The 23,028-nt window shown below is 69.3% G+C and carries 22 protein-coding genes; 13 read left to right on the top strand and 9 right to left on the bottom strand.

Annotation, left to right across the window (positions count from 1 at the left end; translation table 11 throughout):
* The first annotated feature begins 69 nt into the window (after positions 1-69).
* From AC3A6Y_RS10215 to AC3A6Y_RS10265, 11 genes are all read left to right on the top strand, one after another.
* Positions 70-621 carry a MarR family winged helix-turn-helix transcriptional regulator gene (locus AC3A6Y_RS10215; RefSeq protein ID WP_487868108.1) on the top strand — a complete coding sequence of 184 codons (552 nt, stop codon included), beginning with the start codon at positions 70-72 and terminating at the stop codon, positions 619-621.
* Between the two features lie 25 nt (positions 622-646).
* Positions 647-2,041, top strand: a complete 1,395-nt coding sequence (locus AC3A6Y_RS10220; RefSeq protein WP_487869041.1) for an efflux transporter outer membrane subunit — start codon at positions 647-649, stop codon at positions 2,039-2,041.
* 79 nt (positions 2,042-2,120) lie between these two features.
* Positions 2,121-3,431, top strand: coding sequence for an EmrA/EmrK family multidrug efflux transporter periplasmic adaptor subunit (locus AC3A6Y_RS10225; protein WP_487868109.1), 1,311 nt, complete (start codon positions 2,121-2,123; stop codon positions 3,429-3,431).
* 3 nt (positions 3,432-3,434) lie between these two features.
* A complete protein-coding gene (locus AC3A6Y_RS10230; RefSeq protein WP_487868110.1) occupies positions 3,435-4,994 on the top strand; it encodes a DHA2 family efflux MFS transporter permease subunit in 1,560 nt (519 codons plus the stop codon).
* A gap of 162 nt (positions 4,995-5,156) precedes the next feature.
* Positions 5,157-5,927 (top strand): ABC transporter ATP-binding protein, encoded by a 771-nt coding sequence (locus AC3A6Y_RS10235; protein WP_487868111.1) that lies wholly within the window; start codon positions 5,157-5,159, stop codon positions 5,925-5,927.
* Positions 5,928-6,638: an ABC transporter ATP-binding protein gene (locus tag AC3A6Y_RS10240; RefSeq protein ID WP_487868112.1), complete on the top strand. Its 711-nt coding sequence runs from the start codon at positions 5,928-5,930 to the stop codon at positions 6,636-6,638. It abuts the gene before it with no gap.
* Positions 6,639-6,673: 35 nt separating this feature from the next.
* Positions 6,674-7,867, top strand: a complete 1,194-nt coding sequence (locus AC3A6Y_RS10245) for an ABC transporter substrate-binding protein (RefSeq protein WP_487868113.1) — start codon at positions 6,674-6,676, stop codon at positions 7,865-7,867.
* A gap of 36 nt (positions 7,868-7,903) precedes the next feature.
* Positions 7,904-8,779: a branched-chain amino acid ABC transporter permease gene (locus AC3A6Y_RS10250; RefSeq protein ID WP_309964353.1), complete on the top strand. Its 876-nt coding sequence runs from the start codon at positions 7,904-7,906 to the stop codon at positions 8,777-8,779.
* A 16-nt stretch (positions 8,780-8,795) separates the two neighbouring features.
* Positions 8,796-9,776, top strand: a complete 981-nt coding sequence (locus tag AC3A6Y_RS10255; RefSeq protein WP_487868114.1) for a branched-chain amino acid ABC transporter permease — start codon at positions 8,796-8,798, stop codon at positions 9,774-9,776.
* 337 nt (positions 9,777-10,113) lie between these two features.
* Positions 10,114-10,914: a DUF4261 domain-containing protein gene (locus AC3A6Y_RS10260; RefSeq protein WP_487868115.1), complete on the top strand. Its 801-nt coding sequence runs from the start codon at positions 10,114-10,116 to the stop codon at positions 10,912-10,914.
* 41 nt (positions 10,915-10,955) lie between these two features.
* Positions 10,956-11,894 carry an SMP-30/gluconolactonase/LRE family protein gene (locus tag AC3A6Y_RS10265; RefSeq protein ID WP_487868116.1) on the top strand — a complete coding sequence of 313 codons (939 nt, stop codon included), beginning with the start codon at positions 10,956-10,958 and terminating at the stop codon, positions 11,892-11,894.
* Between the two features lie 5 nt (positions 11,895-11,899).
* Here AC3A6Y_RS10265 and AC3A6Y_RS10270 read toward each other — a convergent pair whose 3' ends face one another.
* Positions 11,900-12,964, bottom strand: coding sequence for a glycosyltransferase family 2 protein (locus AC3A6Y_RS10270; RefSeq protein ID WP_487868117.1), 1,065 nt, complete (start codon positions 12,962-12,964; stop codon positions 11,900-11,902).
* A gap of 202 nt (positions 12,965-13,166) precedes the next feature.
* On the opposite strand from AC3A6Y_RS10270, the gene gcvA reads away from it, so the two are divergent.
* On the top strand, positions 13,167-14,087 hold the full coding sequence (gcvA, locus tag AC3A6Y_RS10275; RefSeq protein WP_487868118.1) for a transcriptional regulator GcvA: 921 nt from the start codon (positions 13,167-13,169) through the stop codon (positions 14,085-14,087).
* Here gcvA and AC3A6Y_RS10280 read toward each other — a convergent pair.
* The 7 genes from AC3A6Y_RS10280 to AC3A6Y_RS10310 are packed head-to-tail and all read right to left on the bottom strand — an operon-like array spanning position 14,057 to position 19,841.
* A complete protein-coding gene (locus tag AC3A6Y_RS10280) occupies positions 14,057-15,292 on the bottom strand; it encodes a CaiB/BaiF CoA transferase family protein (RefSeq protein WP_487868119.1) in 1,236 nt (411 codons plus the stop codon). The two genes, gcvA and AC3A6Y_RS10280, sit on opposite strands and share 31 nt — an antisense overlap.
* A 2-nt stretch (positions 15,293-15,294) precedes the next feature.
* Positions 15,295-15,726: a PaaI family thioesterase gene (locus AC3A6Y_RS10285; RefSeq protein WP_487868120.1), complete on the bottom strand. Its 432-nt coding sequence runs from the start codon at positions 15,724-15,726 to the stop codon at positions 15,295-15,297.
* Entirely contained in the window at positions 15,723-16,709 is a 987-nt protein-coding gene (locus tag AC3A6Y_RS10290) for a Bug family tripartite tricarboxylate transporter substrate binding protein (protein ID WP_487868121.1), read from the bottom strand. The genes AC3A6Y_RS10285 and AC3A6Y_RS10290 overlap by 4 nt, the downstream gene beginning before the upstream one ends.
* 32 nt (positions 16,710-16,741) lie before the next feature.
* Positions 16,742-17,545, bottom strand: coding sequence for an enoyl-CoA hydratase/isomerase family protein (locus AC3A6Y_RS10295; RefSeq protein WP_487868122.1), 804 nt, complete (start codon positions 17,543-17,545; stop codon positions 16,742-16,744).
* Between the two features lie 9 nt (positions 17,546-17,554).
* Positions 17,555-18,319, bottom strand: coding sequence for an SDR family NAD(P)-dependent oxidoreductase (locus tag AC3A6Y_RS10300; protein ID WP_487868123.1), 765 nt, complete (start codon positions 18,317-18,319; stop codon positions 17,555-17,557).
* A 2-nt stretch (positions 18,320-18,321) separates the two neighbouring features.
* Positions 18,322-19,467: a thiolase family protein gene (locus AC3A6Y_RS10305; protein WP_487868124.1), complete on the bottom strand. Its 1,146-nt coding sequence runs from the start codon at positions 19,465-19,467 to the stop codon at positions 18,322-18,324.
* A 20-nt stretch (positions 19,468-19,487) separates the two neighbouring features.
* Complete coding sequence (locus AC3A6Y_RS10310; protein WP_487868125.1) at positions 19,488-19,841, bottom strand: Zn-ribbon domain-containing OB-fold protein; 354 nt, start codon at positions 19,839-19,841, stop codon at positions 19,488-19,490.
* A 191-nt stretch (positions 19,842-20,032) separates the two neighbouring features.
* Here AC3A6Y_RS10310 and AC3A6Y_RS10315 point away from each other — a divergent pair, with 191 nt between their 5' ends.
* On the top strand, positions 20,033-20,608 hold the full coding sequence (locus AC3A6Y_RS10315) for an NnrU family protein (protein ID WP_487868126.1): 576 nt from the start codon (positions 20,033-20,035) through the stop codon (positions 20,606-20,608).
* 1 nt (position 20,609) lies between these two features.
* Here AC3A6Y_RS10315 and AC3A6Y_RS10320 read toward each other — a convergent pair whose 3' ends face one another.
* A complete protein-coding gene (locus AC3A6Y_RS10320) occupies positions 20,610-23,024 on the bottom strand; it encodes a PepSY domain-containing protein (RefSeq protein WP_487868127.1) in 2,415 nt (804 codons plus the stop codon).
* Positions 23,025-23,028: the final 4 nt, after the last annotated feature.

Consider the following 23,028-nt stretch of genomic DNA (forward strand, 5'->3'; position numbering starts at 1 on the left):
TTCTAGCCAGCGCTTGCCCATTCAAAGGCAGCCTTGACAATTACTGTCATGACAACTAATAATCGCGACATGTCCCAGCCCACACCTCCGGAAGCCGACGCGCCGGTGCCCCTCGAGGGATCGCCCGCGATTCCGGACTTCTACCAGCCGGAGGGCTACCTCGCCGAGGAAAGCGTGGGCCACATGATGCGCCGCATCACCACCATCGTCGGCCAGCTCGTCTCCAACAAGATGTCCGAGCCCAGCGGGCCGACCTTTCCGCAGTGGGCGCCTCTCTTCAAGCTCTACCTGGGCCATGCCGAGACCGTCGCCGAACTCGCGCGCGAATGCCAGCTCGACACCGGCGCCATGACGCGGCTGCTCGACCGGCTCGAAGCCAAGGGCCTGTGCCGGCGCGTGCGCTCCTTGTCCGACCGGCGCGTGGTCAATATCGAACTCACCGAAGAGGGCCGCGAAGCGGCGCGCCAGGTGCCCCATGTCCTGTGCAGCGTCCAGAACGAAGTGCTGGCCGGCTTCAGCCGGGACGAGTGGCAACAGCTCAAGGGACTCCTTCACCGCATGCTCGACAACGCCCAGGCCATCGCGGCTCGTGGAGAAAAGAATGATTCCGCTTCTTCCTGAATTCGCACGGCGTCCCACGACCGCCATGGCCGCCGCGGCCGTGCTGTTCCTGGCCGGTTGCGCCGACATGGGCCACATCGATTCGCGAGCGAACCTGCGCGATGCCGATTCGCTGGGCCTGTCCAGCCAGGCTGCCGCGCTGGCCGCGCCCGCCGTCGACAGCCGGTGGTGGCTGGCCTTCGGCGACGCCCAGCTGAATGCCCTGGTCGATCAGGCGCTGCAAGGCAACCCCAGCCTGCAGGTCGCACGCGCCCGCCTCGAACGCGCCCAGGCCGCGGTCGGCGTGGCGGAAGCCGCCCGCAAGCCCAAGCTCGACGGCCAGCTCGACCTCACGCGCGAGAAGTTCAGCGGCAACTCCATTTATCCCGCGCCGCTCGGCGGCTCGATCCAGGAACTCGGCACGCTGCAGCTCAACGCGAGCTGGGAGCTCGACTTCTTCGGCAAGAACCGCACTGCCATCGAAAGCGCGGTCGGCGCCGCCCATGCCGCGGCGGCCGATGCCGATGCGGCCCGCGTGCTGCTGGCCAGCAACGTGGCCCGTGCCTATTTCCAATGGGCGCGCCTGGACGACCAGCTTGCCGTGGCCAAGCGCACGCTCACGCAGCGCGAGGAAACCCTCAAGCTCGTGCGCGACCGCGTCTCGGCCGGCCTGGACACGCGCCTGGAGCAATACCAGAGCGAAGGCGGCCTGCCGCAAGCGCGCCAGCAGATCGAGGCGCTCAACGAGCAGATCGAGATCGCCCAGCATGCGCTGGACGCGCTGGTCGCCAAGCCCGGCGCCGCCCAGGCCCTGGCCGCGCCGAAGCTCGCCGGCATTCGCCCGATCGCGCTGCAGCCTGCGATCCCGGCCAACCTGCTGGGACGCCGTGCCGACATCGCCGCCGCGCGCTGGCGCGTCGAGGCGGCCACCAGCGACGTCGCCAACGCCAGGACCCAGTTCTATCCGAACGTCAACCTGGTGGCCTTCGCCGGCTTCTCCGCCCTCGGCTTCGGCAATCTCACCAAGTCGGGCAGCGAGCAGTGGGGCGTGGGCCCGGCCGTGCGGCTGCCGATCTTCGAGGGCGGCCGGCTGCGCGCCAACCTGCGCGGCAAGACGGCCGACCTCGACGCCGCGATCGAGAGCTACAACGCCACCGTCCTCGATGCCGTGCGCGACGTGGCCGACCAGGTCAGCAGCGTGCAGTCGGTCACGCGCCAGCAGGCAGAGCAGGCCGCATCGCAGCGCGCCGCCGAGTCCGCCTACGACATCGCCGTGCAGCGCTATGGCGCCGGCCTCGGCAACTACCTCAACGTGCTCACGGCCGAGACCACCGTGCTCGCCGAACGACGCCAGGCCGTCGACCTGGCCGCGCGCGCCCTCGAGACCCAGGTGGGCCTTGCCCGCGCATTGGGCGGCGGCTGGCAGCCCGAAAGGCTGTAACTGCATCCGTCCGCCGCGGCCTGCAAGCCCGCGGCATGTCATCCCTGAACAGCAAAGCGCCAATCCGAAGGACATTCCCATGGACAGCAGCAACGACAACACCGCAGACGCCGCAGTCGATGCCCCGGCCCCCGGCAACAACAAGCGCCGCCGCGCGCTCACCGTGCTCGCCGCCGCCGTGGTGGTCGCCGGCGCCGGCTGGGGCGCCTACGAATGGCTGGTTGCCAGCCACTTCGAATCGACCGACAACGCCTACGTGCAGGGCAACGTGATCCAGATCACGCCCCAGATCGGCGGCACCGTGATGGCCATCATGGCCGACGACACCGACCTGGTGAAGACCGGCCAGCCGCTGGTGCAGCTCGACCCGGCCGATGCCAAGGTGGCCCTCGAGCAGACCGAGGCGGCGCTCGGCCAGGCGGTGCGCCAGGTGCGCACCCTCTACGCCAACAACGGCTCGCTGGCGGCGCAGGTCTCCCTGCGCCAGGCCGACATCGCGAAGGCCCGGAGCGACATCGCCCGCGCGCAGGACGACCTCGAGCGCCGCCAGGCGCTGACGGGCAACGGCGCGGTGTCGAAGGAAGAGCTCAACCATGCCGAGACCGCACTGGCCAACGCGAAGAGCGCGCTGGCCGCGGCGCAGGCCGGCGTGATCGCTGCGCGCGAACAGCTGGCCAGCAACCAGTCGCTGACCGAGGGCACCACCGTCGAGCAGCACCCCAGCGTGCAGGCCGCCGCCGCCAAGGTGCGCGAGGCCTACCTCGCGACGCAGCGCGTGGCGCTGCCGGCGCCGGTCGAAGGCTACGTGGCCAAGCGCACCGTGCAGCTCGGCCAGCGCGTCGCGGCCGGCACGCCGATGATGTCGATCGTGCCGCTGAACCAGGTGTGGGTCGACGCCAATTTCAAGGAAGTGCAGCTGCGCAACATCCGCATCGACCAGCCGGTGAAGCTCACGGCCGACGTGTACGGCAAGAAGGTCGAGTACACCGGCCGCGTGGCCGGCCTGGGCGTGGGCACCGGCGCGGCCTTCGCGCTGCTGCCGGCGCAGAACGCCACCGGCAACTGGATCAAGGTGGTGCAGCGGGTGCCGGTGCGCATCGCACTCGACGCCGGGCAGCTCAAGGCCAACCCGCTGCGCGTGGGCCTGTCGATGGACGTGGAGGTCGACGTGCGGCACAAGGGCGGCAAGACGCTGGCCGATGCGCCGCGTGCCACCGCACTGGCCCAGACGCAGGTCTACAGCCGGCTCGACCAGGGCGCCGACGCCGAGGTGCAGCGCATCATCGCGGCCAACCTGGGCCGCGCCCCGGCGCTCGCCGGCACGGCGAAGCAGCCGCACGGCGCCGCGCCCGCCGCCGGCTCGGCCGTCTCGCACGTGAATCCGATCTGAGCCATGGCCACCGCTGCGGCTCCCGCTGCCCATCCGCCGCTCGAAGGTTCGGCCCGCCTGTGGGGCACGATCGCGCTCTCGGCCGCGACCTTCATGAACGTGCTCGACACCTCGATCGCGAACGTGTCGTTGCCGGCCATCTCCGGCGACCTCGGCGTGAGCTCCACGCAGGGCACCTGGGTCATCACCAGCTTCGCGGTCGCCAACGCGATCGCGGTGCCGCTCACCGGGTGGCTCACCCAGCGCTTCGGCCAGGTGCGCCTCTTCATGGCCAGCGTGCTGCTGTTCATCATCAGCTCGTGGCTGTGCGGCCTGGCGCCCAACATGACCACGCTGATCGCCTTCCGCGCGCTGCAGGGCTTCGTGGCCGGGCCGATGATCCCGTTGTCGCAGACGCTGCTGCTGTCGAGCTATCCGAAAGCCAAGGCCGGGCTCGCGATGGCGATGTGGTCGATGACCACGCTGGTCGCCCCCGTCATGGGCCCGCTGCTCGGCGGCTGGATCACCGACAACATCTCCTGGCCCTGGATCTTCTACATCAACATCCCCGTGGGCCTGCTCGCCGCCGGCATCACCTGGGGCATCTACCGCAAGCGCGAGAGCAGCACGCGCAAGGTGCCGATCGACGGCATCGGCCTGGCGTTGCTGGTGCTGTGGGTGGGGTCGCTGCAGCTCATGCTCGACAAGGGCAAGGAGCTCGACTGGTTCCATTCGCCCGAGATCGTCGCGATGGCGGTGGTGGCGGTGGTCGGCTTCGCCTTCTTCCTGGTGTGGGAGCTGACGGACAAGCATCCGGTGGTGGACCTGTCGCTTTTCAAGCGGCGCAACTTCTGGTCCGGTGCGCTCGCCACCGCGGTGGCCTACGGGCTGTTCTTCGGCAACGTCGTGATCCTGCCGCTGTGGCTGCAGCAATTCATGGGCTACACCGCCACGCAGGCCGGCATGATCATGGCGCCCGTGGGGCTGCTGGCGATCGTGTTCTCCCCGATGGTCGGCCTCACCGTGGGCAAGATCGATCCGCGCCGCTACGCGACCTTCTCCTTCCTGGTGTTTGCGCTGGTGCTGTGGATGCGCTCGAACTTCAACACCCAGGCCGACTTCTGGACCATCATGATCCCGACCGTGATCCAGGGCGTGGCGATGGCCTTCTTCTTCATCCCGCTGGTGACGATCACGCTGTCGGGCCTCGCGCCCGACCGCATCGCGGCGGCCTCGGGCCTGTCGAACTTCGCGCGCATCACTGCCGGTGCGATGGGCACCTCGATCGCGACCACGCTGTGGGAGAACCGCGCGGCGCTGCATCATGCGCAATTGGTCGAGTCGATCAATCCGGGCAGCGCGGCCGCCAACAGCGCCATGGCCGGGCTGAGTGCGAGCGGCTTCTCCGCCGAGCAGGTGCTGGGGCAGATCAACCGCATCGTGGACCAGCAGTCCTTCATGCTGGCGGCCAATGACGTGTTCTACGCGTCGGCGGTGCTGTTCCTGCTGCTGATTCCCTTCGTGTGGCTCGCGAAGCCCGTGCGCAGCCCCGGCGCCGCGGACGCTGCCGCAGGCGCGCATTGATCCTTCGCGGCGCGAGTCGTTCCCGCACCGCAGCATAGGCATTTGCCCCAGTAGGCAAGTCGTTCAGCGGCTGCAAACAATGCGTTCCGCGCAGCCATGGTGGCGCGCTCAAATGAACCGCATGACCGATCTTCCCTGCCAGTATCCGGCCGACCGCGCGAGATGAGCGACATCATTCTCGAAACACGCCAGCTCACCAAGGAATTCAAGGGCTTCACCGCCGTCAGCAACGTCGATCTGAAGGTGGTGCGCGGCTCCATCCATGCCTTGATCGGGCCCAATGGCGCGGGCAAGACGACCTGCTTCAACCTGCTCACCAAGTTCCTCGAGCCCACCTCGGGAACCATCCTCTTCAACGGCCACGACATCACGGGCGAGCGCCCCGCGCAGATCGCGCGCCGCGGCATCATCCGCTCCTTCCAGATCTCCGCCGTGTTTCCGCACCTCACGCTGCTCGAGAACGTGCGCCTGGGCCTGCAGCGCGCGCTCGGCACCTCCTACCACTTCTGGAAGAGCGAGAAGACCCTCAAGCCGCTGGATGCCCGCGCTCGCGCGCTGCTGGCCGAGGTCGGCCTGGAGGACCTCGCCGACGAACAAACCGTCAACCTGCCCTACGGCCGCAAGCGCGCGCTCGAGATCGCGACCACGCTCGCCATGGAGCCCGAGCTGATGCTGCTCGACGAGCCCACGCAGGGCATGGGCCATGAAGACGTGCACCGCGTGGCCGAACTGATCAAGCGCGTCTCGGCCGGCCGCACCATATTGATGGTCGAGCACAACATGAGCGTGGTCTCCACCATCGCCGACACCATCACGGTGCTGCAGCGCGGCGCCGTGCTCGCCGAAGGGCCGTATGCCGAGGTATCTCGGAACCCGCAGGTGATGGAAGCCTACATGGGCACCACCGACGGCCAGCTGCAGGGAGCCCATTGAATGAGCGTTCCTGCACTCGAGATCAAGGACCTCCATGCCTGGTACGGCGAATCCCACGTGCTGCACGGCGTCGACATGGTCGTGCAGCCCGGCGAGGTCGTCACGCTGCTCGGCCGCAACGGGGCAGGGCGCACCACCACGATGCGCGCCATCCTGGGCCTGACCGGCGCGCGCAAGGGCAGCATCAAGGTCCACGGCACCGAGACCATCGGCATGGCCACGCACCGCATCGCCCACCACGGCATCGGCTACTGCCCGGAAGAGCGCGGCATCTTCGCCAGTCTCTCGGCGGAGGAGAACCTGCTGTTGCCGCCCGCACTCAAGGGGCCGGACAAGGGCATGTCGGTGGAGGAGATCTACGCCATGTTCCCCAACCTGGCCGAGCGCCGCAACAGCCAGGGCACCCGGCTGTCGGGCGGCGAGCAGCAGATGCTGGCGGTGGCGCGCATCCTGCGCACCGGCGCCAGGCTGCTCTTGCTCGACGAGATCTCGGAGGGACTGGCCCCGGTGATCGTGCAGGCCCTCGCCCGCATGATCCACACCTTGCGCGGCAAGGGCTACACGGTGGTCATGGTGGAGCAGAACTTCCGTTTTGCAGCGCCGCTGGCCGATCGCTTCTACGTGATGGAGCACGGCCGCATCGTCGAGAAGTTCGGTGCGGCCGAGCTCGAAGCCAAGATGCCGACGCTGCACGAATTGCTCGGCGTCTGATCCCGTTCACTTTTTTTTTGACTGAAGGAGACACCATGAAGACTGCATTCACCGCGATCGCGCTGGCCGTCGGCGCACTGGCCCTGGCTTCCGGCGCACAGGCGCAGGAGAAGGTCAAGATCGGCTTCGTCACCGACATGTCCAGCCTCTACTCCGACCTCGAAGGCAAGGGCGGCGCCACCGCGATCGAGATGGCCATCGCCGACTTCGGCGGCAAGGCGCTCGGCCAGCCCATCGAACTGCTCACGGCCGACCACCAGAACAAGGCCGACATCGCCGCCTCCAAGGCGCGCGAATGGATCGACACCGCGGGCGTGACCATGGTCTTCGGCGGCACCAACTCCGGCACCGCACTGGCCACCGCGAAGGTCGCGCAGGAGAAGAAGCGCGTCTACTTCAACAACGGCGCCGCCAGCTCGGCACTCACCAACGACCAGTGCAGCCCCTACACCGTGCACTACGCCTACGACACCGTCGCGCTCGCCAAGGGCACCGGCGCCACGGTGGTCGAGCAGGGCGGCAAGAGCTGGTTCTTCCTGACCGCCGACTACGCCTTCGGCCACGCGCTGGAAGCCGACACCAGCCGCATCGTCAAGGAAAAGGGCGGCACGGTGGTGGGCACGGTGCGCCATCCGCTCAATGCTTCGGACTTCTCCTCCTTCCTGCTGCAGGCACAGAACTCCAAGGCGCAGATCCTGGGCCTGGCCAACGCCGGCGGCGACACCATCAACTCCATCAAGGCCGCGCGCGAATTCGGCATCGGCAAGACGATGAAGGTGGCGGGCCTGCTGGTCTTCCTGAGCGACATCCACAGCCTGGGCCTGAAGAACACCGAGGGCCTGCTGCACACCACCAGCTGGTACTGGGACTTGAACGACGAGACGCGCAAGTGGGCCACGCGCTATTTCGACAAGACCAAGCGCATGCCCACCGACATCCAGGCCGCCGACTACTCGGCCACCATGACGTACCTGAAGGCGGTCGAGGCTGCCAAGAGCACCGATGCCGACAAGGTGATGGAGCAGCTCAAGAAAATGCCGATCAGCGACTTCTACGGCAAGGGCCAGATCCGCGCCGACGGCCGCTATGTGCACGACATGTACCTGGTGCAGGTCAAGGCCGCGTCCGAGTCGAAGAAGCCCTGGGACTACCTCAAGGTGGTCAAGACGCTGCCGGGCGAGCAGGTCTTCACGACGAAGGCCGAGTCCAAGTGCGCCCTCTGGAAATAAGCTGACCCCTCGATCCCGATCATCGTTCTTCCCTGTATGCAAATTTCGCTGCCTGCCCTGCTGAGCCAGCTCCTCCTCGGGCTGGTCAACGGATCGTTCTACGCGATCCTGAGCCTCGGGCTCGCGGTGATCTTCGGCCTGCTCAACGTCATCAACTTCGCGCACGGCGCCCTGTTCATGCTGGGCGCGGTGCTGACCTGGATGGCGATGAACTACCTCGGGATCAACTACTGGGTGATGCTCATCGCGGCGCCGATCGTGGTCGGCCTCTTCGGCGTCGTCATCGAGCGGCTGCTGCTGCGCTGGATCTACAAGCTCGACCATCTCTACGGCTTGCTGCTCACGCTGGGCCTCACCCTCTTGATCGAGGGGGTGTTCCGCTCCGTCTACGGCGTCTCGGGCCTGCCCTACGACACGCCCGATGCGCTCGCCAGCGCCACCGACCTCGGCTTCATGATCCTGCCCAACTACCGGGCCTGGGTGGTGGTGGCCTCGCTGGTGGTCTGCTTCGCCACCTGGTTCGTGATCGAGAAGACGCGCCTGGGCGCCTACCTGCGCGCCGGCACCGAGAACCCGCGCCTGGTGGAAGCCTTCGGCGTCAACGTGCCGCTGATGATCACGCTCACCTACGGCTTCGGCGTGGCGCTCGCCGCCTTCGCGGGCGTGCTGGCGGCGCCGGTGATCCAGGTCTCGCCGCTGATGGGGCAGAACCTCATCATCGTGGTCTTCGCGGTGGTGGTGATCGGCGGCATGGGCTCGATCATGGGCGCCATCCTCACGGGCCTGGGCCTGGGCGTGATCGAAGGCTTCACCCGCGTCTTCTATCCCGAGGGCTCGTCCACCGTCGTCTTCGTGATCATGGTCATCGTGCTCCTGATCCGGCCGGCCGGCCTGTTCGGCAAAGAGAAGTGAAGCGGCTCACTCGATGATGAAGAACAACAACATCTCCCTCGTCCTCTACGGCCTGCTGCTGCTCGCGCTGATCGTCGCGCCTTTCCTCGGCGCCTACCCGGTGTTCGTGATGAAGCTCATGTGCTTCGCGCTGTTCGCCTCGGCCTTCAACCTGCTGCTCGGCTACACGGGCCTGCTGTCCTTCGGCCATGCGGCCTTTCTCGGCGGCTCGGCCTACATCGCCGGGCACGCCATGAAGGTCTGGGGCCTGACGCCCGAGCTGGGCCTCATCGCCGGCACCCTCACCGGCGGGCTGCTGGGCTGGGTCTTCGGCGTGCTGGCCATCCGCCGCCAGGGCATCTATTTCGCGATGATCACGCTGGCGCTGGCGCAGATGGTCTTCTTCATCTGCCTGCAGGCCAACTTCACCGGCGGCGAAGACGGCCTGCAGGGCGTGCCCCGCGGCAAGCTCTTCGGCGTGATCGACCTGCAGAACGACCTGACCATGTACTACGTGGCACTGATCATCGTGGTCGTCGGCTTCCTGCTGATCGTGCGCACCATCCACTCGCCCTTCGGCCAGGTGCTCAAGGGCATCAAGGAGAACGAGCCGCGCGCGCTCTCGCTGGGCTACGACGTGGGCCGCTTCAAGCTGCTGGCCTTCGTGATCTCGGCCGCGCTCTCGGGCCTGGCCGGCTCGCTCAAGACGCTGGTGCTGGGCTTCGCCACGCTGTCCGACGTGCACTGGACCGCCTCGGGCCAGGTGATCCTCATGACGCTGGTGGGCGGTCTGGGCACGCTCTCCGGCCCGCTGGTCGGCTCGGCCGTGGTGGTGCTGCTCGAGAACAAGATCGGCGAGTTCGGGCACCTGCTGGCCAGCCTGACCTCCATCGAATGGTTCGGCACGCTGGGCGAATCGGTCACCATGGTCACGGGCCTGATCTTCGTGATCTGCGTGCTGGCCTTCCGGCGCGGCATCATGGGCGAGATCATTGCCTTCATGTCGCGGCGGCGGTAGCGCTCCGTGTCTGCGAGATCCGGACGATGAGGAGCGTCGAAGCAGTCTGCATCGACGCGACAGAAGACCAGACCAGATCGGTATGTGTCGGATCGGGCTTCGGCGCACAGAGACTGGCGCTCTGCCGAGATGGTCGCGGAAAGTGCCGCGGCTGCCTCGATGCCATGTGAACTGGATACGATTGCGCGCCCGACCCTCCCCGGCTCGGCAGAACGCCGATCGGGCTGGGCCCGCCTCGCTACCTGAGGCCAAGCGCTGGGCGTTTCCGAACAGCAATCACATGACGGCCCCATCTCGAAGACAACCGGACGGAATCTTTGCCCGAAGCTACGGAGTCGTGCTCCTCTTCAACGAGCGCCCGCTGCCGGACGGCGCGAGCCTGGTGGAGGCGGTGCAGCGCCGCCTTCCCGGGTGCGAGCTCATGCGCCCCGCCAAGGACGCCTTTGCCTTCGTTCATCCAGCGCATGCCGTCCTCTGCAATGACGGGGCCGTGCCGGCTCGAACCTTGATCTTGAAGACGGACGATCTCCTCGACCCCGCGACGCTGGAGCAGCCTCTCCAGCAGTCCTGGTCCTGGCTCGAGGCGAGCAACGCCGTTCGCGATGCTCGCCACATGCTGCTCCTGAGCGACCTCATGTCCTCCGGGCTCCCGTGCAAGGAGCGGCTGCGGCTCTTCCAAGGCGTGCTCGCCGGCGTCGTCGACATGCTCCCGTGTGCCGGCATCCATTGGCGGGAAGCCGGACAGATCGTCTCTCCCGGCGCCTTTCTCGCCGCGGTCGACGAGCATGGTCTGCAGTTTCCCTTGCCTGGCGCGGTCAATGTCCGGTTCTACCGAACCATGGGCAGCGACAAGGCCGACGGCGGCGACATCATCATGGACACGCTCGGGCTCGGCGCGCTGGGCCTCGTCGACATCCAGTGTCATTTCCGCGGACTCGACCCCGGCGAGGTCAGCAGGGTCCTCTTCGGCCTGGCGCTCCACATTTATGACGCCGGCCCCAGGTTCGAGAACGGCCACACCGTGCAGGGCATCACCGCAGCCCAGAAATGGACCGTCAACTTCGAAGAGAGCATCGTTGCGCCCAAGCGCCCCGTCCTGGACCTGACGCCGCACGCGCCGCATGCGGCCGGCCGCTAGTCAAGAGCAAACTGCAGATCCTTCATCCCCAGAGCCCCACCATGTGGCAACCCGCCCAGCGCTACCCCGATCCCGCCATCGAGATTCTCGACCCCCGCTTCGCGAAATACCGCTTGATGAGCGCGGCCGTCGAGCGCCTCGCCACCGGCTTCCGCTGGGCCGAGGGACCGGTGTGGTTCGGCGATGGCCGCTGCCTGCTGTGGAGCGACATCCCCAACAACCGCGTGCTGCGCTGGGACGAGGAGACCGGCGCCGTCAGCCATTTCCGCAAGCCCTCGAACTTCGCCAACGGCCACACGCGCGACCGGCAGGGCAGGCTGCTTTCCTGCGAGCACGGCACCCGGCGCGTGACGCGCACCGAGTACGACGGCGCGATCACGGTGATCCTCGACAGCTTCAAGGGCAAGCGCCTCAACTCGCCCAACGACATCGTGGTCAAGTCGGACGATTCGATCTGGTTCACCGATCCGCCTTTCGGCATCCTCGGCCACTATGAAGGCCATGCGGCGGAGCCCGAACTGCCGACCAACGTCTACCGCGTCGACGGAAAAACAGGCGAGGCCACCGTGGTCTGCAGCGACATCGAGCGCCCCAACGGCCTGTGCTTCTCGCCCGACGAGCGCCTGCTCTACGTGGTCGAGTCGGGCAGCACGCCGCGGCGCATCCGCGTGTTCGACTTGAGCGATGACGGCCAGGGCCTGAAGAACGGCCGCGTGTTCGTGCAGGCCGACCCGCAGGGTTCGCCGGACGGCTTTCGCTGCGATGTCGACGGCAACCTCTGGGCCGGCTGGGGCACCGGCGAGGGCCGCGACGGGGTGATGGTGTTCGCGCCCGACGCCACGCCCATCGGCCGCATCGCGCTGCCGGAGCGCTGTGCCAATGTCTGCTTCGGCGGCGCGGCGCGCAACCGGCTGTTCATGGCGGCGAGCCAGTCGCTCTACGCGCTCTACGTCAACACGCAGGGCGTGCGCGGCGGCTGAGCCTCTCAGGCCCGGCCCAGCAGCCGGCGCAGCACGGTCTTCAGCGGACTCGCCCCGAAGATGAGCCGCGAGTACGAGACGAACATGCCGCGTGGCAGCAGCAGGCTGCCGTAGTAGTAGAGGCGGTACTGCCTCGGCCCCTGGCGCGTGTCCGGGTGGCGCAGCGCCCGCCGCAGCAGGCCGAGGTCCTTGCCCTCGCCGGACAGCCAGCGCTCCAGGAAGCTGAGCCACAGATAGCCGCCCTGGTCGTCGAGCCGCCGCCACAGCGCGGAGGCGCCCGGCCGGTGGCGTTCAAGCTGCGCGCGCAGCCAGAGGTCGAAGCGTGCCGCCCGCTGCCGCATCGCCTTGATCTGCTCCACCGACACCATCGAGCCCTTGGTCGCGGAGGCTCCGTGTACGCGGTAGCGCGTCAGCGGCTCGGGAATCCAGGCGCTCGGGCTGATCAGCGCCGCGGCGGTGCACAGCTGCAGGTCCTGGTACATCCCGCGATCGGTATCCAGCGGACCGATGGCCTCGAGGACTTCGCGCCGGAAGGCCAGGCCCGAGGTCAGCGAGAGCACGGGGCAGGAAGCGGCCTTCAGGGTCTCGGCGGCAAGCCAGCCCTCGGGGGCGCGCCCGCCGGGGTAGTAGGGCGCGAGGCCCAGATGCGGCTGCCCCTCCGAGAAGCGCTGCATGGCGTTGTGCGTCCACCCGGGAAGGTGCCCGCCCACGCGCCCGCGCAGCGCAGCCAGCACCTTCTCGACGCGTTCCGGCGCCATTGCGTCGTCGGCATCGAGCAGCAGCACCACGTCGCCGGTGCAGGCGGCGAGCGCCGCATTCGTGGCTGCGCAGATGCCGCCGTTGCGCTGGTGGATGGGCAGGACCCGGGAGAAGCGCGCGGCATAGCCGTCCAGCACCTGTGCGGTGTCGTCGGTCGAGCCGTCGTTCACCACCACGATCTGGTCCGGCGGCACGGTCTGCGCCAGGCAGCTGTCCAGGCACTCTGGCAAGAAGCGGCCGTAGTTGAAGCAGATGACGGCGACGCTGACCGTCGGCGCGGCAGGCAGCGCATCCAGAGCCATGGGCTCCATGGCGAACAGTGCAACCGGCGGGATCTCTGCTGCTTTCACTAAAGGCTTCCCCCAAGGCCACGCGGGCCCGCGTTCCCGAATTGTGCCCCCGGATGTGGAGTACATCGCAAGTGTTACAGCTGGCGCCCCGCGGACCCGGCCGGCACGCTCATAGAGGCATTCCACGATTGAGCGCAGCTCAACCGAGGGCTAAGGTCCCGGCATGGATCGCCTGCCGCCCCTCAACGCCATCCGCGCCTTCGAAGCCGCCGCACGCCACATGAGCATCACGCTCGCGGCCGACGAGCTCAGCGTCACGCCGGGCGCTGTCAGTCGGCAGATCAAGAGCCTCGAGGAGACGCTGGGCCTGCAACTGCTCAAGCGCGGGCACCGGCAGATCGCGCTCACGCGGCAGGGCGCCGACTACTACCGCGCGGTGGCGCGCGCGATCGAGTCGCTGCGCGACGCGACGCGCCGGCTCAAGCGCCGCAGCCAGCGCAAGCAGCTCAAGATCCGCGCCTACACCACCTTCGCCATGCGCTGGCTGATCCCGCGGCTGTCGGGCTTCCATGCCGCGCACCCGGACGTCGAGGTGCTGCTGAAGGCGTCGCTCGAGCCGGTGGACTTCCGCAAGGAGGACATCGACGGCGCGATTCGCCTGGGCGACGGCAACTGGCCTGGCACCCACAGTTACCGGCTGCTCGACAACGTCCTGGCGCCGGTCGCCAGCCCCGAGCTGCTGAAGAAGGGGCCGAAGCTCAAGCGTCCGGCCGACCTGGCGCACTACACGCTGCTGCACACCATCGCCCGGCCGGACGACTGGGCCTTTTGGCTGGAGGCGGCCGGTGGTGCCGGCCGGCTCGACCCGCGCGCCGGCATGACCTACGAGAGCTCGGCGATGAGCTACGCCGCCGCGATCGAGGGCCAGGGCGTCGCGATGGCGCAGCTCTTCCTGGTCGAGAAAGACCTGGAGGAAGGCCGGCTGGTGATGCCCTTCGGCAAGACGCTCGACATGGGCGACTTCACCTACTACCTGCTCACGCCCGGCCATCGGGACGAGCCGGCGCACATGACGACCTTCAGGCTCTGGATGATGGAGCAGTTCAGGAAGGCTCAGCCGGCGAAGGCCGGCGCAGCGACCTGAGCCTCCGTGTCCGCGCAACGGATCGCCCCGGCGCCCAGCAGCGCCTCGATCTCCCCGTCACCGAAGCCGGAGGCGCGCAGCACCTGCCGCGTGTGCTCCCCGCAGGAGGGAGCCGCCCGGTGCGCTTGCGCATTGGCCTGCGCGCTGTCGACCGGGAAGCCCGGCATGCGGATCGTCCCGTGCAGCGGATGCTCGACCTGCGCCAACATGCCGTTGGCCTCGAGCTGTGGGTGCCGCGCGAGGTCCTCGTAGCTCGCCACCCGCGCACACAGGATGTCGGCGGCGCGCAGCAGCGGCAGCCATTCCTCGGTCGTGCGCGTCTTCAGCACCGCCGTCAGGATCTCGACCAGGGCCCCGCGGTTGGCGACGCGCAGGGGCGAGGTGGCGAAGCGCGGATCGGTCGCGAGCCGGGGCAGGCCCAGCAGTGCACACAGCTTCGTCCAGCGCTCGGGCATGTAGGCGGCGATCATCAGCCAGCCATCGCGCGTCTCGAAGGCCTGGTTGGGTGCCGAGTAGGGCGCCGCGCTGCCGACGCGCACCGGCAGCTGCGCGTCGGCGAAGTAGCTGGTGATGGACGATTGCTGCAGCGCCAGCGCGGCATTGATGAGGCTCACGTCGAGCTGGCCGCCTCGTCCGTCGCGGGCGCGCTGCGCAAGCTTGGCGAGCACGGCCATGACCGCGACGTAGCCGGTCATCACGTCGACGATCGGCGCCTGCACCTTGCAAGGCTCCGCGCCTTCGGTCCCGATGAGGCTCATGAGGCCGGAATCCGCCTGCACGATGCCGTCGACGCCCGCGCGCTGGGCATAGGGGCCGGTCTGGCCGTAGGCCGAGATGGAACAGTAGATGAGCCCGGGATGCGCGCCGGCGAGCGCCTCGAAGCCCAGGCCCAGCCGGGCCATCACGCCCGGCCGCATGCTCTCGACCACGATGTCGGCGCCGGCGACGAGGCGCCTCGCCACCGCCACGCCGCCTTCCGTCTTCAGGTCGAGCGACACACCCAGCTTGTTGCGGTTGAAGCCGTGGTAGAGCGCTGCGTCCTCGCCGATCCAGCCGGGCCCGAGGCCGCGGCCGAGCTCGCCCTCGGGCGATTCGATCTTGAGCACGCGCGCGCCCATGTCGGCCAGCAGCATGGTGCAGGTCGGTCCCGCGCCGATCTGCGTGAAGTCGACGACCGTCAGGCCGTCCAGGGCATGGCGAAGCATGGTCAGGCTCCAGGGGAAGAAGGTGTGGGGCTGCGCTTGAAGGCGCCTTGGGCAGTGGCAACCAGCTCGCCCGCTTCGGTGAGGAGCTCGCCCGATGAAAAGTAGAGGCTGCGCCCCGCCTTCGTGACCTTGCCCGTGGCGCGCAGGCGGCCGGTGCCGGCGCGGCGAAGGTAGTTGATGGCAAGCGACACCGTGACCGCCTGCCCCATCGCCTCACCCTCTCGCGCGGCCAGGCCGGCGTAGCCGCAGGCCGCGTCCAGCAGGGTCGCCGCGACGCCGCCCTGCAGGCTGCCCTGGCGGTTGAGGTGGCGCGCGTCGACCTCGACCTGGAAGGTGGCATGGCCCGCGCCCACCTCCACAGGCACGATGCCCAGGTACTCGAGCAGCGGGTTGTCGGCGCCGCCCGGTGCGTCGGCGAATCCGGCCGCGCTCACGGCGACACCTTGATGCCGTTGTCGTGGATCACCCGTTCCCAGCGCTTGAGCTCCTGGCCGATGTACGCCTTGAGCTCCGCCGGCGTCGAGCTCTGCACCTCGAAGCCCTGGCCGGCGATCTGCCTGGCCACGGCCGGGTCCTTCAACGCAGCGGCCATCGCCTCGTTCAGCTTGTTCACCACCGCGGCCGGCGTCTTCGCCGGCGCCAGCAGGCTGTACCAGAGGCTGGCGTCGTAGCCTTTCATGCCGGCGTCGCCGAAGGTGGGCAGCTCCGGCATGAGGGCGGTGCGCTTCTGCCCCGCCACACCCAGCGCGCGCAGCTTGCCGGCCTGGACGTGCTGCGCCACCGAGGCGTAGGTCGCGAACGAGACCTGCACCTGCCCGGCGATGAGGTCGGTGATCGACGGCCCCGTGCCGCGGTAAGGCACATGCAGCATCTCGGTCTTGTTGAGCTTGGCGAAAACCTCGCCGGCCAGGTGCTGCGGCGTGCCGTTGCCGGGGCTGCTGTAGTTCAGCTTGCCCGGGTGGGCCTTCGCATGGGCGATGAACTCCGGCAGCGTCTTGTACGGCTCCTGGATGTTCGCGACCAGCACGATGGGCACCGAGCCCAGCAGGCCGACCGGCTCGAAGTCGCGCTCGATGCGAAACGGCACCTTCATGTCGAGGAAGGGATTCATCGTGACCTGGCTCGATGCGATGACGAGGGTGTAGCCGTCGGGCGCGGCCCGCGAGACCAGCTCGGTGCCGAGGTTGCCGCCGGCGCCGGGCCGGTTGTCGATGACGATGGTCTGGCCCAGCAGCTGGCCCATGCGCGGCGCGATCGCGCGCGCCAGGATGTCGTTGCCGCCGCCGGGGGCGAAGGGAACGACCAGCGTGATCGGCTTCTGCTTCGGGAACTCGGCCTGCGCCGCGGCCGGCAGGGCCAGCGTCGCCATGAATGCGGCCAGTGCCACGAGGGCGTGGCGGCGGGTGAGGGTGTTCATGCTCTGTCTCCTTGGTGGAATGGGCGGTCGCCTCAGCGGCCGGTGTAGGCAGGGGGGCGCTTCTCGGCAAAGGCCTTGCGGCCTTCGAGGCGGTCTTCGGTGTCGCGCAGCACGCCCCAGTAAAGCTCGGTGAGCTGCTGCGCGTCGGCCTCGCTCAGGTGCTGCGTCCGGCGCGAGAGCTTCTTGATGGCCTGCACCGCCAGCGGCGCATTGGCGGCCACGGTCTGCGCGAGCGCCAGCGCGCGGTCCATCAGGGCCTGGGGCTGCACCACCTCCGTCACGAGGCCGATGCGATGGGCCTCGGCCGCGGCGATGCGCTCGCCGGTCAAGGCCATTCGCATCGCATGGGCGGAGGGCACCGCCTTCAGCAGGCGGTGCAGGCCGGACACCGCGGGAATCGACCCCACCTTCGCTTCCGGCAGCCCGAAGCTGGCGCTGGAGGATGCGATGCGCAGGTCGCACTGCAGCGCGATCTCGAGGCCGGCTCCGAGGCAATGGCCGTTCACCGCTGCGATGACCGGCTTCCAGACGCACAGCTCCGTCAGGTCCATCAGGCGGATGTACAGGCCCAGGTCCGCGGAGCGTTCGGCGGACTGGAACACCGCTTCCGCATAGCCCGCCGGAGAGGTCTGCGTTCCCTTCAGGTCGGCGCCGGCACAGAAGGCGCGCTCGCCCGCGCCGGTGAGGATGGCGGCGCGCAGGTCGCCGCGATCGCGCACTTCCGCCAGGTGCGCGCGCAGCTCGCGCAGCGCCTCCACGTTCAGGGCGTTGAGCGCCTGCTGCCGGTCGATGGTCAGCACGGCGACTGCGCCGTGGGTCTCGAATCGAACGTTCATGGCCTCACCTCACACGCTCGGCGAAGACAGGCTGCGCCCGCCGCACACGTACAGCGTCTGCCCCGTCACATAGGACGACCGGGGGTCGAGGAAGAACACGACCGCGTTGGCGATGTCCTCCGCGGTGCCGATGCGCTTCACCGGCACGGAGCCCTTCAGGCGTGACTGGACCTCGGGCGCGAAGTTGCGGAACAGCGGCGTGTCGACGATGCCCGGCGCGACGGCGTTCACCGTCACGCCCTGGGAGGCGAACTCGATGGCCAGCGAGCGCGTCAGGCTCACCACGCCGCCCTTGGCCGCCGAGTAGTTGGCCTGGCCGAAGCCGCCCAGCCAGGCGCGCGAGGAGATGTTCACGATGCGCCCATGGCCGTGCTCGATCATCCCCGGCAGCACCGCGCGGCAGCACAGGAACTGCGAGCGCAGGTTGGTGTCGATGACCAGGTCCCAGTCCTCGTCGCTCATCTTCAGAAAACGCATGTCGCGCACCGCGCCGGCGTTGTTGACGAGGTGGTCGATGCGGCCGGCCTTCTGGACGACCTCTGCCATCGCCCGGTCGACCGCGGCGGAGTCGGTCAGGTCGACGGTCACGCCGATGGCCTGGAAATCCTCGCGGGCCAGCGAGGCGACCGCATCGTCCAGGGCCGCGGCGTCGCGGTCCAGCAGCGCCACGGCCAGGCCTTCCTGCGCGAGGCGCTTCGCGATGCCGAGGCCGATGCCGCGGGCGGCGCCCGTCACCACGGCCACCCGGCCCGGTTCGAATCGTGCAGCAGTCATGCTCAGACTCCCAGGAGGTGGACGGAAGAGGCCGCGTGATCGACGCCGGCAATCCCGCCGCCGGTGCACTGCGCCAGCCCGATGCGCGCATTCGCCACCTGGCGTGCGCCGGCACGGCCCTGCAGGTGCCACATGAGCTCCACCATCTGCGCCACGCCGGTGGCGCCCAGCGGATGGCCCTTGGCCAGCAGGCCGCCGCTCGGGTTGACCGGCACGCGGCCGCCCAGCGCGGTCGCGCCGGAGCGCAGCAGCGGCACCGCCTCGCCGCGCGGCGCCAGGCCCAGCGCCTCGTAGTACAGCAGCTCGGCGATGGTGAAGGCGTCGTGCAGTTCGACCACGTTCACGTCCTGTGGACCGACGCCCGCCTGCTCGTAGGCCTGGCGTGCGGCGCGGGCCGTGATCTCGGCATCGAGGATGTCGTCGTCGGCTTCTTCGCGGATGCCGGAGACGACGACCGAAGACAGCACCTTCACCGGCTTCTGCTTGCTCCCGGGGCGCGTGCTCAGGACCACGGCCGCAGCGCCGTCCACCTGCGAGGGGCAGCACTGCAGGAGCGTCAGCGGGTCGGCGATCATGCGCGAGGCCAGCACTTCTTCGACCGTGGTTTCGGTGCGCTGCTGCGCATGGTCGTTGAGCGAGCCGTGACGGCGGTTCTTCACCGCCACGGCGGCCAGGTCGGCCGGCGTCGCGTCGCGCTCGTGCAGGAAGCGCGTGCCGCGCATCGCATACACCGCCGGCAGCACCATGCCGGCCTTCGCGTAGAGCTCGGTCTTGTGGTCGTTGCGCTGCAGCGGAATGGTGCCGCCGCCCAGTGCCGTGAGCTGCTCGATGCCGAAGACCAGCACCGTGTCGTACTGCTGCGCGAGCAGCGCATGGCGCGCCAGATGGACGGCGGTGGCGCCGCTCGCGCAGGCGTTCTCGACGTTGTAGACCGGGATGCCGGCAAAGCCCAGGTCGCGCACGATCAGCTGCCCGAGGATCATGCCCCCGAGCACGTTGGCGCAGTAGATGGCCTGGATCTGGTCCTTGGCGACGCCCGCGTCGTCCATGGCCTTCAGGATGGCTTGCTGCGCCAGCTCGGGCGCCAAGACGCCGGGGTGGCGGCCGAAGGGCGTCATCGCGCCGCCGGTGATGTGGATGTCCTGCATGCTCGTGCTCCTTGGCTGAATCAGTGCTCGACGGCCACGAAGACGTAGCCGAATCGTTCGTCGGGGCGCGCGGCATAGCGCTCGCCGATGGCAGGCCGCGGCTTGCCGCAGAGCCGGCCGAAGAGGCGCACCGGGCCGGGGAGGTCGACGTAGCCGAGCGCGTAAGGGGCCTCGCCGCTCTTGGCGCTCGGGTGGATCACGGTGTAGCTGTAGACCGCGCCGACGGCATCGACGGCGACGGTCTCGTGCCGGCCCGCGAGCGGCGAGGCGGGCGGCAGCGCGGGAAAGACCAGCGCGCCGCCGGCACGCTCGCGCGAGGCGAGGAGGGCGGGTTCGGGAGCGGTGCTCCACAAGGGGTACGAAAGCTCGGGCACAAAAGTCTCCTGGTTCTCAAGGAAGCCGGCACGAAGCCGGTGGGATGAGTGGAGTTTTGGCTTTCGAGCCCGAATGCTCAAACGATATTCATGGGGCCGACGATTGAGAAAAACGCAAGCAGGCCGATGGTCGCGAGGCGCGCGAGGCGCTGCCAGAATGTGGCAGCGCAAGTGCTGCGCGGAGAACCTCCATGTCTCTTCTCGTCCTTGGCCTCGTCCTGTTCCTCGGCATTCATTCCGTGTCGATCGTCGCCCCGGCCTGGCGCGACAGGCAGATCGCACGCCGCGGCGAAAAGCCCTGGAAAGGCGTCTACGCCCTGATCTCGCTCGCCGCCCTGGTCCTGCTCATTCATGGCTACGGCCTCGCCCGCCAGGCACCGCTGGTGCTCTACGCGCCGCCGCCCGCGCTGCGCCATGTCGCGATGCTGCTGATGCTGCCGGTGTTTCCCCTGCTGTTCGCGGCCTACCTGCCCGGGCGCCTGCAACGCGCGGCCCGGCATCCCATGCTGCTGGCCGTGATGTTCTGGGCTGCGGCGCACTTGCTGGCCAATGGCACGCTGGCCGACCTGCTCCTGTTCGGCGGCTTCCTCGTCTGGGCCGTGGCCGACCGGATTTCCGTGGGCCGCCGCGCCGTGCCTCGCAAAGTGCCGGGCGCACCGCCGAGTGCGGTCAATGACATCGCGGCGCTCGCGGGTGGCCTGTTGGTCTACGCGGGCTTGCTGTTCTGGGGGCACGCCTGGCTGACCGGGGTGCCGCTGCTGGGCTAGATCAGTAGACGTCGCGCCGGTAGCGGCCCTGCGCGATGAGGGCGTCCAGCCCTTGCGCGCCCAGCACCTCGCCGAGCGCCGCGTCCACGCCGGGCGCCATGCCTTCGAGGCTGCCGCACACGTACACCACGGCGCCTTCGGCGATCCAGTGGCGCAGCTCGCCGGCCGCCTCGCGCAGGCGGTCCTGCACGTACACGCGTTGCGCCTGGTCGCGCGAGTAGACGAGGTCGGCGCGCGCCAGCAGGCCCAGCGCCTGCCATTGCGCGATCTCGTTGGCGCAGATCGCGTCGTGCGCGGACTGGCGCTCGCCGTACACCAGCCAGTTGCGGCCATGCCCACGCCGCGTGCGTTCGCGCAGGTGCGAGCGCAGGCCCGCGAAGCCGGAGCCGTTGCCGATGAAGATGCCGGGCCGGTCCTCGTCCGCCGGCCCGAAGCCCGGGTTGGCGACCAGCCGCATCTCGATGTCCGCGCCGAGCGGCGCGTGCGCGGTGAGCCAGCCGGAGGCGAGTCCCAGGCCGTTGTCGTGCCGCGCCTGCCGCACCAGCAGCTGGACGCAGCCGTCGGCAGGGATCGACGCGACCGAGTACCTGCGCGGCGCGAGCGGCAGCTGCGCGCCGCCGTCCGGATGGCGCGGCAGCACCTCGACCAGCGCGCCCGGTGCCCAGCTTCGTTCGCCCGTGGAGCGCAGCTCGATCTCGAAGAGCGGATCGCCCTGGCTGCCCTCGTTCAGCAGGGTGCGGCGCGCGAGGCGCCAGGCTTCGAAGGCGCGGCCGGAAGGCGCGGACGGCTGCTGCGCCTGCCAGGCGTCGATGCGCAGGTCGAAGGCATCGGCGATCGCACGCTGCCAGCGGCCGATCGCCTCCGGGTTGCCGTTGTCGACCTCCACCATCGGGAACAGCGCCTGCGCGCCCTGGCTGCGCAGGTCGTGGTCGAGCTTGCGGCCGAAGCCGCAGAAGGTGGCGTATTGCCAGTCGCCGAGCGCGAGCACGCCGTAGTGCACATGCCGCAGCTGCGGGCCCGCCTGCTGCGCGAACCTGCGCGCGAAGGCGCGCGCCGCATCGGGCGGATCGCCGTCGCCGAAGGTGCTGACCACCCACAGCACCTTGCGGAAGTGCAGCAGCGCATCGACGCTCAGATCGGACAGAGTCTTGACCACCGTGCCGACGCCGGCCGCGTGCAGCGCGCCGGCGGTCTGCAGGGCGACGCGCTCGGCGTGGCCTGTCTGCGTGGCGAAGGCGATCAGCACCTGCTCGCCCCCTTGCGCCGGGACGGCAGGCGGCAGGCCCAATCGCCCGCGCTCCGCGCGCACCGCACGCTTCGTGCGGCGGCGGCCCAGGTACAGCATCCAGCCGGTGATGGCGAACAGCGCCAGGGCCAGGGCGCTCGACATCATGGCGATGCGGCCCGGCAAGCCCCAGTAGCTGCCCATGTGCAGGGCATAGATGCTGCTGACGAGCCGGCCGGCCAGCGGCTTGTCGGCATGGCGCTCGTGCTGCATCGCCTCGCCGGTGGCGGCGTGCAGGTACAGCCGGTTGCGCGCGCGCTCGTGCTCGGGCTCGGCGCGCAGGTAGGTGGCCTCGACCTGCGAGGCATTGCGCGCGGGCAGTCGCAGCGTGACCTGGCTCCAGTCGCCCGAGGTCGTTTGCTGGAAGGAGCGCCATACGCGCTGCAGGTCGAGCCGGACCGGCGCGCCGGCGGCGCCCTGCATGCGCTGCATGCGCGCGGCACGCCCTTCGCCTGCCGCATCGTCGACCCGCGTGCGCACCGCGTCGAAGGCCCAGTAGAGCCCGGTGGACGCGGACAGCAGGTAGGCGAGCAGCGCGAGGGTGCCCGCCACGGCGTGCAGGTTCCACAGGAAGGCGCGGCCGCTGAGCGCGAAGTCGAGCCGCAGCCAGTGGCGCCACGCGAGCGGCCGCCGCGGCCAGCGCAGGTACAGGCCCGACAGTGCGAGCACCAGAAGTGCCACGGCCAGGGTGCCCGTGACCGGCTTGCCGGTGTCGCGCGGCAACAGCAGCCAGCGGTGCAGGCTTTCGGCGAACTCGAAGAAGGCCTCGGCGCGGGGCTCGGGCTGCAGGGCGCCGGTGTAGGGATCGGCCAGGCGCGTCTCGCCGGCGCGCTCGCCGGCCGGCGGCGCGAAGTTCACGCGTGCCGGGCGGCCTGCCTCGGCGAACAGCGTCAGCGCCGCCACGCGCCGCCCCGGCTGCGCGGCCTGCAGCCGCTCCAGCAGCTCGGCCGGGGCGAGGGGCCGGGCATCGGCCGCATGCGGCAGGCGACGCAGGGCCGGATCGATCAGGTCGGTGATCTCGGCGCGGAAGGAAAGGAGCGCGCCGCTCAGGCCGATGACGAGCAGCAGCGATCCGGCCGTGATGCCGATGAACCAATGGATCTGGAACCAGGCGCGTCGCAGAAGAGCCATGCTG

The sequence above is a fragment of the Variovorax sp. Soil_C_17 genome (genome assembly GCF_057657265.1).